Annotated in this window: 15 protein-coding genes; 7 read left to right on the forward strand and 8 right to left on the reverse strand. The window is 52.9% G+C overall.

Annotated elements, in window-relative coordinates; translation table 11 throughout:
• Positions 1 to 656: 656 nt before the first annotated feature.
• Positions 657 to 1358: an HAD hydrolase-like protein gene (locus tag ACGG9R_RS00990; RefSeq protein WP_390150427.1), complete on the reverse strand. Its 702-nt coding sequence runs from the start codon at positions 1356 to 1358 to the stop codon at positions 657 to 659.
• 92 nt (positions 1359 to 1450) lie between these two features.
• Between ACGG9R_RS00990 and ACGG9R_RS00995 the strand changes: the two genes are divergently transcribed.
• Positions 1451 to 1594, forward strand: a complete 144-nt coding sequence (locus tag ACGG9R_RS00995; protein WP_390150430.1) for a hypothetical protein — start codon at positions 1451 to 1453, stop codon at positions 1592 to 1594.
• Between the two features lie 228 nt (positions 1595 to 1822).
• Here ACGG9R_RS00995 and ACGG9R_RS01000 read toward each other — a convergent pair whose 3' ends face one another.
• Entirely contained in the window at positions 1823 to 2410 is a 588-nt protein-coding gene (locus ACGG9R_RS01000) for a 3'-5' exonuclease (RefSeq protein WP_390150432.1), read from the reverse strand.
• Between the two features lie 625 nt (positions 2411 to 3035).
• On the reverse strand, positions 3036 to 3779 hold the full coding sequence (locus ACGG9R_RS01005; protein ID WP_390150435.1) for a hypothetical protein: 744 nt from the start codon (positions 3777 to 3779) through the stop codon (positions 3036 to 3038).
• A gap of 529 nt (positions 3780 to 4308) precedes the next feature.
• Between ACGG9R_RS01005 and ACGG9R_RS01010 the strand changes: the two genes are divergently transcribed.
• Complete coding sequence (locus ACGG9R_RS01010; RefSeq protein ID WP_390150438.1) at positions 4309 to 5184, forward strand: RluA family pseudouridine synthase; 876 nt, start codon at positions 4309 to 4311, stop codon at positions 5182 to 5184.
• A gap of 358 nt (positions 5185 to 5542) precedes the next feature.
• Positions 5543 to 6355 (forward strand): peptidoglycan editing factor PgeF, encoded by an 813-nt coding sequence (gene pgeF, locus ACGG9R_RS01015; RefSeq protein WP_390150441.1) that lies wholly within the window; start codon positions 5543 to 5545, stop codon positions 6353 to 6355.
• A gap of 358 nt (positions 6356 to 6713) precedes the next feature.
• On the opposite strand, the gene ACGG9R_RS01020 is transcribed toward pgeF, so the two are convergent.
• The 3 genes from ACGG9R_RS01020 to ACGG9R_RS01030 form a co-directional block, all read right to left on the reverse strand.
• The gene (locus ACGG9R_RS01020; RefSeq protein WP_390150444.1) at positions 6714 to 6947 is read right to left on the reverse strand and encodes a hypothetical protein; all 234 of its coding nucleotides are present in this window, start codon (positions 6945 to 6947) and stop codon (positions 6714 to 6716) included.
• Positions 6940 to 7656, reverse strand: a complete 717-nt coding sequence (locus ACGG9R_RS01025; protein WP_390150446.1) for a metallophosphoesterase — start codon at positions 7654 to 7656, stop codon at positions 6940 to 6942. The genes ACGG9R_RS01020 and ACGG9R_RS01025 overlap by 8 nt, the downstream gene beginning before the upstream one ends.
• Positions 7657 to 7934: 278 nt before the next feature.
• Complete coding sequence (locus tag ACGG9R_RS01030; RefSeq protein WP_390150449.1) at positions 7935 to 8696, reverse strand: DUF4931 domain-containing protein; 762 nt, start codon at positions 8694 to 8696, stop codon at positions 7935 to 7937.
• Between the two features lie 453 nt (positions 8697 to 9149).
• On the opposite strand from ACGG9R_RS01030, the gene ACGG9R_RS01035 reads away from it, so the two are divergent.
• The 3 genes from ACGG9R_RS01035 to ACGG9R_RS01045 all read left to right on the forward strand — a co-directional run bounded on the left by ACGG9R_RS01035 (position 9150) and on the right by ACGG9R_RS01045 (position 12334).
• Entirely contained in the window at positions 9150 to 9962 is an 813-nt protein-coding gene (locus tag ACGG9R_RS01035) for an amino acid ABC transporter substrate-binding protein (RefSeq protein WP_055236521.1), read from the forward strand.
• Positions 9963 to 10913: 951 nt separating this feature from the next.
• The gene (locus ACGG9R_RS01040; RefSeq protein WP_022106258.1) at positions 10914 to 11561 is read left to right on the forward strand and encodes an amino acid ABC transporter permease; all 648 of its coding nucleotides are present in this window, start codon (positions 10914 to 10916) and stop codon (positions 11559 to 11561) included.
• 11 nt (positions 11562 to 11572) lie between these two features.
• Positions 11573 to 12334 carry an amino acid ABC transporter ATP-binding protein gene (locus ACGG9R_RS01045; protein WP_390150452.1) on the forward strand — a complete coding sequence of 254 codons (762 nt, stop codon included), beginning with the start codon at positions 11573 to 11575 and terminating at the stop codon, positions 12332 to 12334.
• Between the two features lie 55 nt (positions 12335 to 12389).
• Here ACGG9R_RS01045 and ACGG9R_RS01050 read toward each other — a convergent pair whose 3' ends face one another.
• Together ACGG9R_RS01050 and ACGG9R_RS01055 are read right to left on the reverse strand one after the other, a co-directional pair.
• Positions 12390 to 12953, reverse strand: coding sequence for a chromate transporter (locus ACGG9R_RS01050; RefSeq protein ID WP_390150455.1), 564 nt, complete (start codon positions 12951 to 12953; stop codon positions 12390 to 12392).
• A 63-nt stretch (positions 12954 to 13016) separates the two neighbouring features.
• A complete protein-coding gene (locus tag ACGG9R_RS01055) occupies positions 13017 to 13553 on the reverse strand; it encodes a chromate transporter (protein ID WP_022106255.1) in 537 nt (178 codons plus the stop codon).
• A 478-nt stretch (positions 13554 to 14031) separates the two neighbouring features.
• On the opposite strand from ACGG9R_RS01055, the gene tig reads away from it, so the two are divergent.
• Positions 14032 to 15510, forward strand: a complete 1479-nt coding sequence (gene tig / locus ACGG9R_RS01060) for a trigger factor (RefSeq protein ID WP_390150458.1) — start codon at positions 14032 to 14034, stop codon at positions 15508 to 15510.
• Positions 15511 to 15611: the final 101 nt, after the last annotated feature.

Genomic DNA, 15611 nt, shown 5'->3' on the forward strand with positions numbered 1-15611 from the left:
GAAGTGGAAAAGGCGCGTTTCTCGTATCGTCATCCCGAGCGAAGTCGAGGGATCTTTTTCGTTGGCGGTAAGACGGCGAGTGTTTGAGTAAGAGAAATGGGAAACACCGTATTGCAGAAAGGTGGACGGTGTTTCCCGTAAACGGCTTAGCGAAGGAGGAGGGAAAAGAGGGACGGAAAAGATTTCTCGCTGCGCTCGAAATGACAGCGTGGGGGATGGCTATCCCGTGCATCATACAAAGAATGTGTGGGAAAAGCACATTTCCCGTATCGTCATCGGAAGCGGAGCCGAGGGATCTTTTTCGTTGGCGGTAAGACGGAGAGCGTCTGACGGCGAGAAACGGGAAACACCGTATCGCGGGAAGGCGGACGGTGCTTTCCGTAAACGACTTAGCGAAGGAGTCGTGGGGAAAAGGGGACGAAAAAGATTTCTCGCTGCGCTCGAAATGACAGCGTGGGGGATGGCTATCCCGTGCATCATACAAAGAATGTGTGGGAAACGCGTTCTTCCCGTATCGTCATCCCGAGCGGAGCCGAGGGATCTTTTTCGTTGGCGGTAAGACGGAGAGTGTCTGACGGCGAGAAACGGGAAACACCGTATCGCGGAAAGGCGGTCTGTCTTGGCAATAAAAAAAGAGGGGGGATCCCTCTTTTTCTTTATTTCGATGGCAGCCCAAGCAGTTCTCTCAGCTCACCTACGGTATCTGCGATCGCGTCTGCGCCGTGGGCAGCGAGCTCTTCGCGGCTGCCGTAGCCGAAGGAGACGGCGATGCAGGGGAGATGGTTGTCATGCGCGCCATCTACGTCATAGCCGGTATCACCGATCATGACGGTCTCCTTCGCAAGACGCGCTGCGTCATAGCCCTTTTCGCAAAGAAGGGAGAGTGTCTTGGCGATGATGCGCGCCTTCTGGCTCATGGTCGCATTCTGGCTTAGCTCATCATCGGGATCGCTGCCGCAGATGACATCGAAGTAGGATGTGAAGCCGAAATTTTCAATGATCCGCTTCACAAAAGGCTCCGGCTTGCTCGATGAGACGGCAAGTACATAGCCGGCGGCTTTGGCGAGAGAGAGAAGTTCGCCGATGCCGGCATAGGGCGAGCAGTCGAAGAGCGCGCCCTTTTCTTCATACAGCTCTCTGAATTTCGTGATGGCGGTCACGATGTCATCGTCTTTCATGCCGTAGAGCTTTTTCATCTGCGTATTGAGCGGCGGCCCGATGAAGGTGCGGAGCTTTTTCTCATCTGTCTCATGGATGCCGACTGCGTCAAGGCCGTACCTGACGGAGCGAAGAATGCCGGGAGCAGACTCGGAGATCGTGCCGTCCAGATCGAAAAGAAGGGTGGTGTAGTGGGGCATAGGGACCTCGGTTCGAATAAAAGTGACTAGGGATTAGGGCTCAGGGTTAGCCCGTGGGCGGGGCGCCCATGGATTGTGGATGAAAGCCTCGTATGAATGAGAAATTAGAAATGCGAAATGGTGGTTCGGCGCCAGATCCTTCGACTCAGTTCTCACTGTTCCGCCTTTACATGATCGAACATCCGACATTTCACTCCGCTCAGGATGACGAAATGCGCCGCGGAGTATTGAAATAAGCTTAAAACGCGTTCCCCCTTGGAGAAGGGGGTGCCCGAAGGGCAGGGGATAGACTGCCTCGAAGAGGCAGAATTCTGCAGAATGAGAAACAAGAACTGTTGAATAGACTAGAGTAGATAGCATGAGCCGCTATGTAGAAGGGTGCCGTTACGCGGCACATCCATCCTGCGACTTTGGTACTCCTAATCCCTAGCCACTAATTTCTAGTCACCAGTCACTAGTCCCCATCATTTGAAGATCAATTTCTTCTTCATCCGATCGATGGAGAAGGTGCGCAGCGGCTGTCCCGTTTCCTTCAGAAGCTCTTTCGGAGAAGAGAGGGATCTCTCGGTCAGCGCCGCGCGCACGATGTATGCACAGGCGCGGGCATCGTCCAAGGCCTGGTGGTGATGGAAGTCAAAGCCCAGTGCTTCGGCGACGGTATTCAGCTTGTGGTTTTCCATATCCGGCCAGAGCTTGACGGAGAGCGGGACGGTATCGCCGTAGCAAAAGTGCAGGTCGGGAAGACCGTAGGTGGCGATCGACGAGGCGAGGACGCCCATGTCGAAGCGGGCATTGTGTGCAAAGACCACCTGTCCCTCCAGACGCTCCCGGATCTCTTCGAAAAGAAGCGGGAAGGCGGGCTCCTCTGCCACGTCGGCGGGGGAGATGCCATTCACCTTCTGGCATTGGACATCAAAATTCATGGAGAGGGGATGGATGAGATGGTACCACTCGTCGATGACTTTTTCGCCATCGCTGGTCACGATACCAAGGGAGCAGGCATTCGCCGGGCCCCAGTAGGCAGTTTCAAAATCGATTGCAATGTAGTTCATGATGATTTGAGGTTCAGGGTTCAAGGTTCAGGGTTAGCCCTTGGGGCGGGGCGCCCTTTGATTGCGTGCGAAAGCTTCGCTTGAATGAGAAATTAGAAATGAGAAATGCGAAATGGTGGTGCGGCGCATAAGAATATAGAAGCGCCTCGGAGGTTTGAAATAAGCTTAAAACGCGTCCCCCCTTGGAGAAGGGGGTGCCCGAAGGGCAGGGGATAGACTGCCTCGAAGAGGCAGAATTCTGCAGAATGAGAAACAAGAACTGTTGAATAGACTATAAAATGTCTAGAGTAGATAGCATGAGCCGCTATGTAGAAGGATGCCGTTACGCGGCACATCCATCCTGCGCCTTTGGTGCTCCTAATCCCTAGCCACTAATCCCTAATCCCTGCTTTCAAACTTCAGGGTTCAGGGTTAGCCCGCGGGGCGTGCTGTCCCTTGATCCTGAATAAAAGCTTTGCTCGAATTAGAAATGAGGAATGAAGGTGGCGGCTTTGCCAAGATCCTTCGACTCAGGTCGCAGTTGTTCTGGCATTCGTTATCTCACATACGACGTTTCTCGCCGCTCAGGATGACGAAACGGGGCGATGCCCGAAAGCAGTATTTAGTCACCAGTTACTAGCCACCATCAAATATCCGTCTCGAAGGTATGCGGCGCTTCTTCGATCCAGCCGACCTCTACCGCACGGTCGAAGGCGGACTTGACGCGGCGGGCGAGTTCATTCCTTGCGGCGGCGACTTTCTTTCGGTTTGGCGCAAATCCGGTGATGAGGATGAGAACGTCTTCGGTCGCCGGGGTGATCTTTCCTGCCTTTTGATCTTCGGCCAGCCAGCCGGTGGTGCAGAGGTCGTCTCCGAGAGAAACGGTGACATCATCCTCTGTTTTCCGAATGAAGAGCGTCCGGCTACGGTCGCCCATGTCGTAGGCGTGGATATCGACGTGGAATTTCAGCATGCCGGCACGCACCATGTCGAGGATCGGATTCTGGCGCGGCAGCACATCAGAGCCGGCGAGTTCATCCAGTGTCGCCGTCTTAGGGGCAGGAAGGATCTCCATGGGAGTCTCTGTCTTCTCTGCCTTCTCTTCCTTTTCGAAGAGCCCTAGGTCTTTCTTGTATTCCGCAAAGGTCTTTGCCAGACCGGACTCACCGGTGATGGAGAGCTTTTTAAGGACGTTCTGATAGCGCTCGATCTCTTGGTCGGCGATATGGGGATTCATCTTGAGGAGCAGGTTCGCCTCGGTGCAGCAGCGGCGGCGGAAGGCTTCTGCTTCCAGATTCACATCGCGGTTGTCAGCGGCGCGCAGGGCTACGACGCCGATGCATAGGCCGGGGATGGTATCGAATAACTGATCGTCTACAGTGATTTTCATGATTGCCTCCAAATGGGAAAATAGTTCGTCACTATTATAGCATAAGTGATGGGCTTGGGTTGATGGGTTCGGGGTTAGCCCGCGGAGCGGGTCGCCTTTTGATTCCGTTTGAAAGCAAGGGTGAGTAGCTAGGGATTAGGGATTAGGAATTAGGAGCAAGCGGTGATTGAAATAGCGCAGTTGGTACACTGACCATTCTGCAAGGAAGATCTCTCGGCTACGCTCGAGATGACGACGACGCGAAGCGCTATCAAAATTCTGCGGCGCATTTCGTCATCCTGAGCGGAGTGAAATGTCGGATGTTCGATCATGTAAAGGCGGAACAGTGAGAACTGAGTCGAAGGATCTGGCGCCGCACCACCATTTCTCATTTCTAATTTCTAATTTCTCATTTCTAATTCAAACGAAGCTTTCACCCGCAATCCATGGGCGGCACGCCCCGCGGGCTAACCCTGAACCTTGAACCCTGAACCCCGAACCCTTTATAATAATGACAACCAATGAAAGTCAATCGAAAGGGGAATGAATTTTGCAACTGGAACTCATAATATCGGAGGCCCAGGCGGGGCGGATGGTGAAGGACGCGGTGAAGGTGCTGCATTTGTCCGGCGGATTGTGGAAGCGGATCAAATGGAATGGGCGCGTGACGGTGAATGGCGAGGAGGTGCACAATGCGCGCAGGAGAGTTGCCAAGGGCGATCGCATCGTGCTCACGTGGAGTGAGGAGAATGATATCGTGCCATCGGACATCCCGCTCTCCATCACGTATGAGGATGAGGCGCTCCTCGTCGTGAATAAGGGGCCGGGCATGATCATCCATCCGACGGCGCGCGGCGCGCATGATACGCTGGTGAATGCGGTGGCAGGCTACTATGCGCAGCGGCACATCGAGGCGGGTATCCATCCCATTTATCGTCTTGACCGCAATACGACGGGGCTTGTCGTGGTGGCTAAGTCAGCGAAGGGGCAGTATGACCTCTCTAAGAGCCATGACCAGATCTACCGCGAGTATCTGGCTCTCGTTTCCGGACATATGGATGAGAAGGCAGGGCGCATCGATCGCCCCATCGGACGCAGGGACGGTTCGATCGTGGAGTGGATGGTCAGGGAAGACGGCAAGCGTGCCATCACGGACTATGAGGTGTTAGGCGAGTATGAAGGGTATTCGCTTTTGAAGATCCATCTTCTGACGGGACGCACGCACCAGATCCGCGTGCATTTTGCGAGCCTCGGGCATCCGCTCTTAGGGGATGACCTCTACGGTGGGCCCCTCGGCCTCATGACGCGGCAGGCACTTCACGCCTATACCGTCCGCTTCGCTCATCCGGTGACGGGAAAGGAAATGAGATTCACCGCTCCCGTGCCGGAGGATATGAGGAAATGGATGGGGAAAAATGAGGAGTGAGGAATGGTGGAGCGGCGAGATCCTTCGTCTCAGCCCCCGCTTCCGGACTTCGTGAGAAGTGCTGGAATGTCTTGGCTCCCCATCGGTGGAGCGCCCCGAAGGGGAAGCAAGTTGCTACGACGTTAATTCTGGCTGCATTTGTATGTCGATTGAATCAGTGTTTCCCTAGTGACTCCTAATCCCTAATCCCTAATCCCTAATCCCTAGCTACTAGTCCCCAGTCCCCAGTCCCTAGTCACCAATACCTGGTCACTTTGAACATAGGACCCTTTCCCTCTCATCCCCCGCCTCTTTTTATTATGCTATAATAAGAAGACATATTTTCCTTTTTATTTGCGTCGAAAGGTGCTTTGGGCTTATGAAATTTATTTCCGCAGACGGGATCCTTTACATGACATTCGACTGTTATCAGGGACAGGGGGTCGTAGCGGCTGTGTCATGCCGCACTGGCGGGGTGAGTGAGCCGCCATTTTCCTCTCTGAATATGGGCTTCCATACGGGCGACGATGCGGATGCGGTGCGTGAGAACCGCATCCGCTATTTCGAGGCACTGGGGCTTTCCGCCTCGCGCCTTGTCTCGGGAAATCAGGTGCATGGCACCTACATTTACAAGGTGACGGAGAAGGATGCCGGACGCGGCGCACTCACGATGGAGACGGCGATCCCTGCCTGTGATGGCTTCGTGACGGATGAGAAGGATATCCCGATCACGATGAATTATGCCGACTGCACGCCGCTCTTTTTCTACGATCCGGTGAAGCGGGCGATCGCGCTGTCTCATGGAGGCTGGAGGGGGACAGCCGGCAATATCGCTGCGCTCACGGTGGCGAAGATGGAGAAGAACTACGGCTCGAAGCGGAAGGATATCCTGTGTGCGATCGGTCCGGCGATCGGAATGGAGTGCTTCGAGGTGGGTGAGGAAGTGGTAGAGGAATTCTATAGGCTCTTCAATGAGAAGGAGATCTCGCGTCTTGCGGTCAAAAAAGCCAATGGGAAGTACCTCTTCGATCTGCACAATGCGAACCGCCGCCTCCTCGAAAAGGCGGGCATACCGGCCGACCACATCGAAGACTGCGGGCTCTGCACCTACTGTCATGATGATCTCTTCTACTCGTATCGGAAATCCGGCGGAAAAACAGGTCGTCACATGGCAGTGATGGCGCTCGTTTGATCGGTGGAAGATAAAAAGCTCACGGCTTCTGTCGTGAGCTTTTTGAGTGGGGTGACTAGGGACTGGTGATTGGTGACTAGGGACTAGGGATTAGGGATTAGGGATTAGGAGACTAGGAGACTAGGAGACTGGGGGACTGGGAGACAGCAGGCTCTCTCGTATCGTCATTGAAAGCGTTGCCGAGAAATCTCTATCGCAGAATGCCCATTGCCGTATGTGAGGCAATGGGCATCGTCTTTCCTCGGTGCATACGTGCTGATTACCGTAGTGCAGTAGAGATTCCTCGGCTGCGCTCGGAATGACGATACGGGAAAGGCGGTGTTCTCGTATCGCCCCTGAACCCTGAACCCTTCAACCTTCATCCCATCGTATTCTTCCCGAAGACGGGGTGACTGCAGGGCCTAAGGCTTCGTTTTTCGATGAGGGAGAGGGCTTCCTGCATATCGACATCATGGCGTCCTTTTCCTGTCTCGTAGACGAGCATGGGAGAGGCGGCATCCAGCTCGCTGGCGGGAAGGTAGATGTATTCCTGCATGTGCGGATCGCCGTAGATGAAGCCGGCGAGAAGTTTGCTTTCGGCAAGTCTATGCATGAGGCGCCTCCAGATCACAGATGAAGTATGGCTTGAAGTCCAGATAGTCCGAGCTCGTCAGGCAAAGCGGGACGCCCAGGAGGGAATCCGGCAGATTTTTGAAATTCGGCGCGCCGTGGATGTGGCCATAGAGGCAGAGGTCTGCGCCGCCGGCGGCGATGATCTCCATCATGTGCGAAGGCCGCCGCATTTCATCGAAGGGCGGGTAGTGCAGGATCGCGATGATCCGGTCTGCCTTCATTTGCTTTGCCAGGGCGAGCGAGCGCTCCATGCGCCCTTCTTCGCGCAGGATGATGGACTTGTCGGTGTCTTCTTTATATGTTTTTGCCGTCTCGGAGATCCAACCGCGCGTACCGGCGAGTGCTACATTTCCGACCTGTATGGCGGAGTTGTGAATAAATTCGAAGGCGCCATGCGTCATGGCGGTCATCTTCGTGACGGTGGACCACCAGAAGTCGTGGTTGCCGCGGACGATGATCTTACGTCCCGGGAGCGTGCCAAGCATGGTGAGGTCGGAAATGGCGCTCTCCATGCTCATCGCCCAGGAGAGGTCGCCTGCCATGATGACGGCATCGTCTTCATGGATCGTTTCCTTCCATGCATTCACGATCTTTTCCCGGTGGTTCTTCCAGTTCTCTCCGAATATATCCATGGGCTTCGTTGGCGGATCTCCGGAGAGATGGAAATCACTGAAGGCATATAGTTTCATAGGGTAACCTCGTTTGGGAATGGGGGATTAGTGACTAGTGACTGGTGACTAGTGACTGGGGGATATCAGACTCTCGTATCGTCATTTCGAGCGAAGCGAGAAATCTTCCTTGCAGACCGACAAATGAAGGATGTGTGAAAGCAAGGATGAGTGACTGGGGATTAAGAGACGCGAGTGAGTGGTGACTTGAATACTACTTTCGGGCATCGCCTCATATATATTCGCGGCGAAGCCGCCACCACAACCTTGAACCCTGAACCTTGAACCCACAACCTTTTTTATCCAAAATACTTTTCTGATTGCAATGTCTCGATGATCCGCTTCTTGCTCGTTTCGTCCATCACATTTGTGATGCGGTAGCCCATGTAGAGAGGGCTTGCTGTGAAGCGTGGGAAGATCTTGGCGTGGATCTGATTTTTCAGATGATAAAAGAAAATGTTGTAGCTCGAGCAGCGGATAGGGAAGTCGGAGAGGACGTAGCGCGCGAGGGTCTGTATGGTGTCAGCAAAGCCGTCACTTCCTCCCTCTTTCTTCAGTGTCACGTTCAGCTCGCCGACGCCGCTCAAGGGGTACTCTGCGAGCGAGGCGTAGCAGTCGTCATTTTCATAGATGACCTCGCCCAGGAAATTTTCGCCCTGCAGATTGTCGCGGTAGTCGTACTCTTCAAGCCCGATGATCTGCGAGTGCGGGTGGCGCTGGGAGCCGCCGGAGGTGGGGCCGAAGTTGCGGAAGTAGATGACGGAGCGGAAACGCTTGTCACTTTCCATTTCCTTCCACTTGGCAAGGCCGAAGGCGATCACCTCGTGGAGCTTCTCGGGTGAATAGGCGCTGAGCTCGCTGTCGTGGTCGGCTGTCTCGACGATGACGGTGGGGACAGTCTTCTCAAAGACGGGATACTTGTTCATGAGCCAGATGATATCGTTTTTCCGGTCAAGAATGTGTGTGAGATCTTCAGGATGGCAGAAAGGGCAGACTTTTTGTGTGCCGGAATGAGGCTTCTCGCTGCCGATGGATATATTGAATGTGATAGGATTGGTCATGGTGTACACCTCATCTTTCCGATTCTTATTATAGCATAGAAGGGTTAGCCCGTTGGGCGTGCTGCCTCTTGATTGCGGATGAAAGCTTCGCTTGAATGAGAAATTAGAAATGAGAAATGCGAAATGGTGGTGCGGCGCAGAAAAAAGAAGCGCCGCAGAATTTTGATAGCGCTTCGCGCTGTCTGCACCAGAAGCGTTGGCGAGAGATCTTTCTTGCAGAACGGTCAGCGCATCAATTGCACTATTTCAAACATCGCATGCTCCTAATCCCTAGCTACCAATCCCTAGCTACCAATCCCTAGTCCCTGTTCACCAGTCACCGGTCGCTCATTTCATAACATTTCACTTCTTTACTTGACAAAAGGATTTTTATAGGATAAGATATGTGCATACCGATGCTTTACTGAGATAAAGAAATGAAGATTTCAAAAAATGGGAACAGGAGAGATGACCATGAAAATGAAAAAACTGATGATCGCCGGAATGCTGGCTCTGGGTGCTTGTGGAATGCTCGCAGGATGCGGCGGTGGAGACAAGGCGGCTTCGAGTGCGGCCAAGGCCGCATCCGGCAAGCCGGCGAAGATCGTAGCCGGTATGGATGATACCTTTGCTCCGATGGGATTCCGTGATGACAGCGGCAAGATCGTCGGCTTTGATATCGATATGGCAGAAGCGGTATCGAAGGAGATCGGCGTGCCGATCGAATTCAAGCCGATCGACTGGGCTTCCAAGGAAACGGAACTGAATTCCGGCCGTATCGACTGCATCTGGAATGGCTTCACCATGACGCCGGAGCGTACCAAGAAGCTCGCTTTCACGAAGCCGTACATGGATAATATCCAGGTCTATGCGGTATTGAATGACAGCGCCGTCAAGACGCCGGAAGATCTGAAGGGCAAGAAGATCTCCATTCAGGAAGCCTCCACCGCAGAAACGGCGCTGAACCGTGATGAAAACCTCAAGAAGTCTTTCTCTGAGATCAAAGCATACCCGGATCTCACGGCCTGCTTCATGGATCTCGAGTCCGGCCGTTGTGATGCCGTCCTCGCTGACTCTGTCCTCATCGAATACTATATGACGAAGAAACCGGGACAGTTCAAAGAACTCGAGGGTGTCGTTTCTAAGGATACCTTCTCCATCGGGATCAAGAAGGACAATCAGGCTCTCGTCGATCTCTTGAATGACGGCATCGCCAAGGTCGTAGCCAGCGGCGAAGCCAAGAAGATCTCTGAAAAATGGTTCGGCAAGGATGTCGTGCTGAAATGATTTGAGATGATTTTTGAAAAGGAGCTGTGAAGAAATGAATCCTCATTTCTTCACAGCCCCTTTTTACTTTGCTTTCATTTGGTTCAGGGTTCAAGGTTCAAGGTTCAGGGGTAGCCCCCGGGGCGTGCTGCCCCTTGATCGTTTGCAAAAGAGGGGGGAGCGGGTTCTGCAGGTTCAGAGGGCTTGGCGGGAGTGGTACGGCGCATTTCGTCATCCTGAGCGGAGAAAAATGTCGTGTGTTAAGGAAACGCTGATTCAATCGCAGAATCAGATTATGAAGCTTCATAAATAGGGAATAAGAATAGCCAGCTTTCAAACTTGAAGTATATAGAGCGATGCACTTACTTCGATTTCTCCCTCCTTCCTCTGGAAGGAGGGAGAAGGGGAATGAGTAGCCCATCTACCCCCTTCCCATGGAAGGGGGATGCCCGAAGGGCGGGGGTTGGCCGAAGGCGAAAAAGAGCGAAGCCAACCTCCGGCGCTACGCGCCACCTCCTTCCAGAGGAAGGAGGGAGAAGCGGGATGAGTAACCCATCCCCCCCCTTCCAAGGGAAGGGGATAGAAGAAGTGTAATAACGCTCATCTTAAGGAAATGCCGATTATAAACAAGGCGATTCCTGAAGGTTTCATGGAGAGCAGGGTTCCCGTTTGATGTTTCCAAACATCGACCACCTGACCGCAAATGGCAAAGAATTTTCGCTTACGCTCGAAATGACAATGCGAGAGAGTCCCCAGTCACATGCCACTTTCGGGCATCGCCCTATATATATTCGCGGCGAAGCCGCCACCTTCATTCCTCACTTGAGCAAAGCTTTCGCAAGGGGCAGCACGCCATAGAGGCTGACCCTATCCCCATGAAATGGCTCTGCCATTTCATTTCTCTATCTTGCTAAAAGGGTGAAATCAGTGTATGATAACTCTATATGACACTGGTTTTATAAGGAGTATTTTATGGATTACATTCTTCGCATCCTGCCGAATATGTTTGCCGGGCTGGGCGTATCGGCACAGATCTTTCTGATCACCATCGTGCTCTCGCTGCCGATCGGTATCCTGCTGGCACTGGTCCGCATTTCCAAAGTCGCTGTTTTCCGCAAGCTCGCGGAGATCTATATTTACGTCATGCGTGGCACGCCGCTCATGCTGCAGATCATGTTCATCTACTACGGGCTTCCGCTCATGCTGAATGTGCAGATCAGTGATTTCCCGGCGGCGATCCTTGCCTTCGTAGCGAACTATGCGGCTTATTTTGCGGAAATTTTCAGAGGCGGCATCCAGTCCATCCCGAAGGGGCAGTATGAAGGCGCGAAGGTGCTCGGCTTCACCTACAGGCAGACCATGTGGCATATCGTGCTGCCGCAGGTCGTGAAGCGTGTCATCCCGCCGCTTGGCAATGAGACCATCACCCTTCTGAAGGATACCTCGCTCGTCTACATTCTGGCGATGAATGACCTCATGCGCGTCACCCGCGCCTTCGTGCAGCGTGACTTCGATACCATGCCGTTCCTTGTGGCAGCTGTTTTCTACCTCGTATGCACCGCGATCCTGACGAAGATCCTGGCGTATGTGGAAAAACGCTATGCGGTCTATGAAGAATAAGGAGGACGGACATGAGTTTTATTGAAATGAAAAATATCCGGAAGGATTTCGGCAAGCTCACCATCCTTCACGGCGTCGATATGACACTGGAAAAGGGCGAAGTCATCTCCATCATCGGGCCTTCAGGGGCCGGCAAGAGTACGCTTTTGCGTTGCCTGAACCATCTGGAAACCATCCAGGGCGGCTCGATCGCAGTCGATGGAGAATTTCTTGCCGAGGACAAAGACGGCAAGGTCACCTATGCGAGCGAAGACAGAACGAAGGAGATCCTTGCCAAGATGGGCATGGTCTTTCAGTCCTTCAACCTTTTCCCGCACATGACCGTGCTGGATAACATCATGGCCGCTCCCATCTACGTGAAGGGCATGAAGAGGGAAGAGATCCAGCCGATCGCGGAAGATCTTTTAAGCAAGGTCGGCCTGCTCAATAAAAAAGACATGTATCCCGGCAGTCTTTCCGGCGGTCAGAAGCAGCGTGTCGCCATCGCGCGGGCGCTCGCGATGAGTCCGGAGATCATGCTCTTCGATGAACCGACCTCCGCGCTCGATCCGGAGCTGACGGGCGAGGTCTTAAAGACCATCCAGCAGCTGGCGGATGAGAATATGACCATGGCGATCGTGACGCATGAAATGGCTTTCGCCAAGTCTGTCTCGGATAAGATCCTCTTCATGGTCGATGGCCGCGTCGAGGAAGAAGGGACGAGCGAAGAGGTTTTCGATCACCCGAAGAGCGAACGAACGAAGGCCTTCCTGAAGTCAATATTGAGAGCCTGATAAAAAAGGATGCACCGCGAAATGCAAAAGCATTTCGCGGTGCATCCTTTTTCTTTTACAGCCCGAATGCGATCCCGCAGACAGCGCTGATCGCGATATAGAGCACAGGGTGCTTTTTATATTTCTTAAGACCGAAGTAGATCGCAATGGCAAGGAGAATGGCCGGCCACTGGAAGAGGGCGATGAGCGAGCCGCTCTTTTCATAAAGCGCGGTATCTAAGAGAGATACCTTCGCGACGCCAAGACCGGCGGCTGCGATGAGCGCGGTGGAGGCAGGGCGCAGACCGTAGAAGATCCGCTTCACGGCGTCCGATTCGGAAAAGCGTGTCAGCATCGCATAGATAATCGTGATAACGATGAGCGCGGGTGCTGTGAGGGAGAGCGTCGTGAAGATGCCGCCCGGGATGCCAAGCGCCTGAAATCCGGCGTAGGTCGCCATATTGACGCCCAGAGGCCCCGGGGTGGACTCTGATATCGCGATCATATTCGCGATGTCTTCCGCGCTGAACCATCCGGTGCGTTCAGAAATATGATAGAGAAAGGGAAGTGTCGCGAGCCCTCCGCCGACGGCGAAGAGACCGGTCTTGAAGAATTCCCAAAACATGGAAAGCCAGATCATGATAGATGCTCCTTTTGAAAAAAGTGAGGAGTGAAGAGTGAAAGTGCGGCGCCTTTCGTCTTCTCACTTTGTTGTCCTCGGCATCAGATAGTATCCTGCGATGCCGGCAAGGACGACGGAGAAAACGGGAGAGAAGGGAGCGAAGAGAGCGATGAGAAGGATGCCGATGAAGATCGCAAGTGTGCGCTTATCCTTGATCGACTTCTTGCCGAGCTTCACGACGGCGTCCAGAATGAGGACGCAGACACAGGCACGGATGCCGGCGAAGGCGTGAATGACATAGGGATTCTCTTCGAACTGGGTGAGAAAGAGCGCGATCACCGTGATGATGATCATGGACGGGGTGATGACGCCGAGCGTCGCGAAGACGCCGCCCCAGAAGCCTTTCAGCTTGCAGCCGATGAAGGTCGCGACATTCACCGCGATCATGCCGGGCGTGACCTGCCCCAAGGCATAGTAATCCATCAGCTCTTCCTCGCTGCCCCAGTGCTTATTCTCTACGATCTCGCGCTGGAGAATCGGCAGCATCGCGTACCCGCCGCCAAAGGTGACGGCGCCCATTTTGGCAAAGATAAGAAATAATTCGAGTAGTAGTTTCATAGATGGGATACTCCTTTGATTGGGGGGAATGGGGAGTGACTGGTAGCTAGTAGCTAGGGATTAGGGGCGAAAAGTGACTGGTGACTAGTGGCTAGGGATTAGGGACTAGACGCAAAGACTAGGAGCCTTAGACATTAGATATCAGAGGTCTAAGGCATAACATCCCAAGCAGGCATCGCCTCTTATATATTCGCGGCGAAGCCGCCACTTTCATTTCGCATTTCTCATTTCTAATTTCTCATTCAATCGAGGCTTTCAAACGTAATCAAGGGACGGCACGCCCCACGGGCTAACCCCGCACCTCAATGTAATTTCCTCTATCATACTGTCAGAGATGGAGAAAAGCAATCAAGAGAACGTAAAATTTGTATTTTCGAAACAAGTGTGGTAGAATATATCTTGCGATTTAGCGTATTTTGTAAAAATAAAAGATGGTTCAATATTGTCGGAAAAACCGACTTAAGGAGGAATAATTTTTATGAACGTAAAAGTAGAGGCACTGGATCAGCACAAGGTATCTCTTGCCATTGAACTGCCGGCAGAAGCTGTACAGAAAGGATTCAAGCAGGCTGTAGCTCGCATTGCAAACCAGGTCAGAATCCCGGGGTTCCGCAAAGGCAAGGCAAGCCGCAAGGTACTGGAAATGCATTTCGGCAAGGAAGCTGTCGTCGCTGAAGCGAAAGATATCGTCATCAATGGCGCTCTCACCGAAGCTATGAAGCAGGAAAAGATCATCCCGATCACCCAGGCGGATGTGAAGGAAGATCTCTTCTCTGAAACCGAAGGCGCAAAGTTCACCGCTACTTTTGTAAAACGTCCGGAAGTAGAACTGGGCGAATACAAAGGCCTCGAAGCAGCCCATGAAGAACCGGAAGTTTCCGATGCACAGGTCGAAGCTGAACTGAAAAAAGCAGCTGAACAGAGCGCACGCCTCGAAAAAGCAGAAGAAGGCGCTGTCCTTGCCAAAGGCGACTACGCTGTCATCGACTTCAAAGGCTTCGTAGACGGCAAACCGTTCGAAGGCGGCGAAGGCAAGACCTATCCGCTGGAAATCGGCTCCCAGAGCTTCATCCCGGGCTTTGAAGAACAGCTCGAAGGCCATAAAGCAGGCGATGACGTAGAAGTCAAGGTCACCTTCCCGGAAACCTACTTCGTCGATGCTCTCAAAGGCAAAGAAGCAGAATTCAAAGTTCACATCAATGATGTAAAACGCAAACAGCTGCCGGCTCTTGATGATGCTTTCGCAAAATCCATCAGCCAGTTCGATAAAATGGATGACCTGAAGGCTTCTGTGAAACAGCAGATGCAGCTGCAGGCTATCCAGCAGGCAGAAGAAGCCTACCATGAAGCTCTCGTAGCGCAGGCTGTAGCCAATGCCAAGGTCGATATCCCGCACGAAATGGTCGACCAGCGCATTGACGAGATCGTCGAAGAGATCTCCATGAACCTCGAATCCAGAGACATGAAGCTCGCTGACTATCTGAAGAACATCGGCCAGACCGAAGAACAGCTCCGTAAGAACTACGAAAAGACCGCTGAAGAACAGGTTCGTCAGGGCCTTGTCCTCGAAACCATCGCAGAAAAAGAAGAACTCGATGTAACGAACCAGGACCTCTCCATGGAAGTCTACAGCATGGCTCACCAGTTCAACGCTGACCCGAAAGATGTCATGAAGATCATCAAAGAAGAAGGCCGCGTGAACATGCTGATCAACTCCGTCCTTCGCAAGAAAGCAGCTGCTTTCATCTACGGCGCTGCTAAAAAAGCAGAAGCAGATAAGAAAGAAGCAGAAGAAGCTCCGGCTGCAGAAGCAGCAGCTCCGAAGACCGAAGAAGACTTCAATGCTATGACCGTCAAGGATCTCAAGGCTTACGCACAGGAAAAAGGCATCGCCATCGAATCCAAAGCCAAAAAAGCTGAGATCATCGATACCATCATGGCTGCTGAAAAGGAATAATCCTTTAGAAAATTGAATGAGTACTGCTGCGGCAGTGTGTATTGGAAGAGACGCGGGGATGACCAGCGTCTCTTTCGGACATATGGGGAAATTGGGGAAAG

The organism is Dialister sp. i34-0019-2H8, assembly GCF_042846925.1.
GTDB lineage: Bacteria > Bacillota > Negativicutes > Veillonellales > Dialisteraceae > Dialister.

What these genes read in the sequence shown, in the direction of transcription:
- ACGG9R_RS00990 (WP_390150427.1), bottom strand. Translation starts at nt 1,358, where the DNA reads ATGCCCCACTACACCACCCTTCTTTTCGATCTGGACGGCACGATCTCC.
- ACGG9R_RS00995 (WP_390150430.1), top strand. Translation starts at nt 1,451, where the DNA reads ATGAATGAGAAATTAGAAATGCGAAATGGTGGTTCGGCGCCAGATCCT.
- ACGG9R_RS01000 (WP_390150432.1), bottom strand. Translation starts at nt 2,410, where the DNA reads ATGAACTACATTGCAATCGATTTTGAAACTGCCTACTGGGGCCCGGCG.
- ACGG9R_RS01005 (WP_390150435.1), bottom strand. Translation starts at nt 3,779, where the DNA reads ATGAAAATCACTGTAGACGATCAGTTATTCGATACCATCCCCGGCCTA.
- pgeF (WP_390150441.1), top strand. Translation starts at nt 5,543, where the DNA reads ATGAAATTTATTTCCGCAGACGGGATCCTTTACATGACATTCGACTGT.
- ACGG9R_RS01020 (WP_390150444.1), bottom strand. Translation starts at nt 6,947, where the DNA reads ATGCATAGACTTGCCGAAAGCAAACTTCTCGCCGGCTTCATCTACGGC.
- ACGG9R_RS01025 (WP_390150446.1), bottom strand. Translation starts at nt 7,656, where the DNA reads ATGAAACTATATGCCTTCAGTGATTTCCATCTCTCCGGAGATCCGCCA.
- ACGG9R_RS01030 (WP_390150449.1), bottom strand. Translation starts at nt 8,696, where the DNA reads ATGACCAATCCTATCACATTCAATATATCCATCGGCAGCGAGAAGCCT.
- ACGG9R_RS01035 (WP_055236521.1), top strand. Translation starts at nt 9,150, where the DNA reads ATGAAAATGAAAAAACTGATGATCGCCGGAATGCTGGCTCTGGGTGCT.
- ACGG9R_RS01040 (WP_022106258.1), top strand. Translation starts at nt 10,914, where the DNA reads ATGGATTACATTCTTCGCATCCTGCCGAATATGTTTGCCGGGCTGGGC.
- ACGG9R_RS01045 (WP_390150452.1), top strand. Translation starts at nt 11,573, where the DNA reads ATGAGTTTTATTGAAATGAAAAATATCCGGAAGGATTTCGGCAAGCTC.
- ACGG9R_RS01050 (WP_390150455.1), bottom strand. Translation starts at nt 12,953, where the DNA reads ATGATCTGGCTTTCCATGTTTTGGGAATTCTTCAAGACCGGTCTCTTC.
- ACGG9R_RS01055 (WP_022106255.1), bottom strand. Translation starts at nt 13,553, where the DNA reads ATGAAACTACTACTCGAATTATTTCTTATCTTTGCCAAAATGGGCGCC.
- tig (WP_390150458.1), top strand. Translation starts at nt 14,032, where the DNA reads ATGAACGTAAAAGTAGAGGCACTGGATCAGCACAAGGTATCTCTTGCC.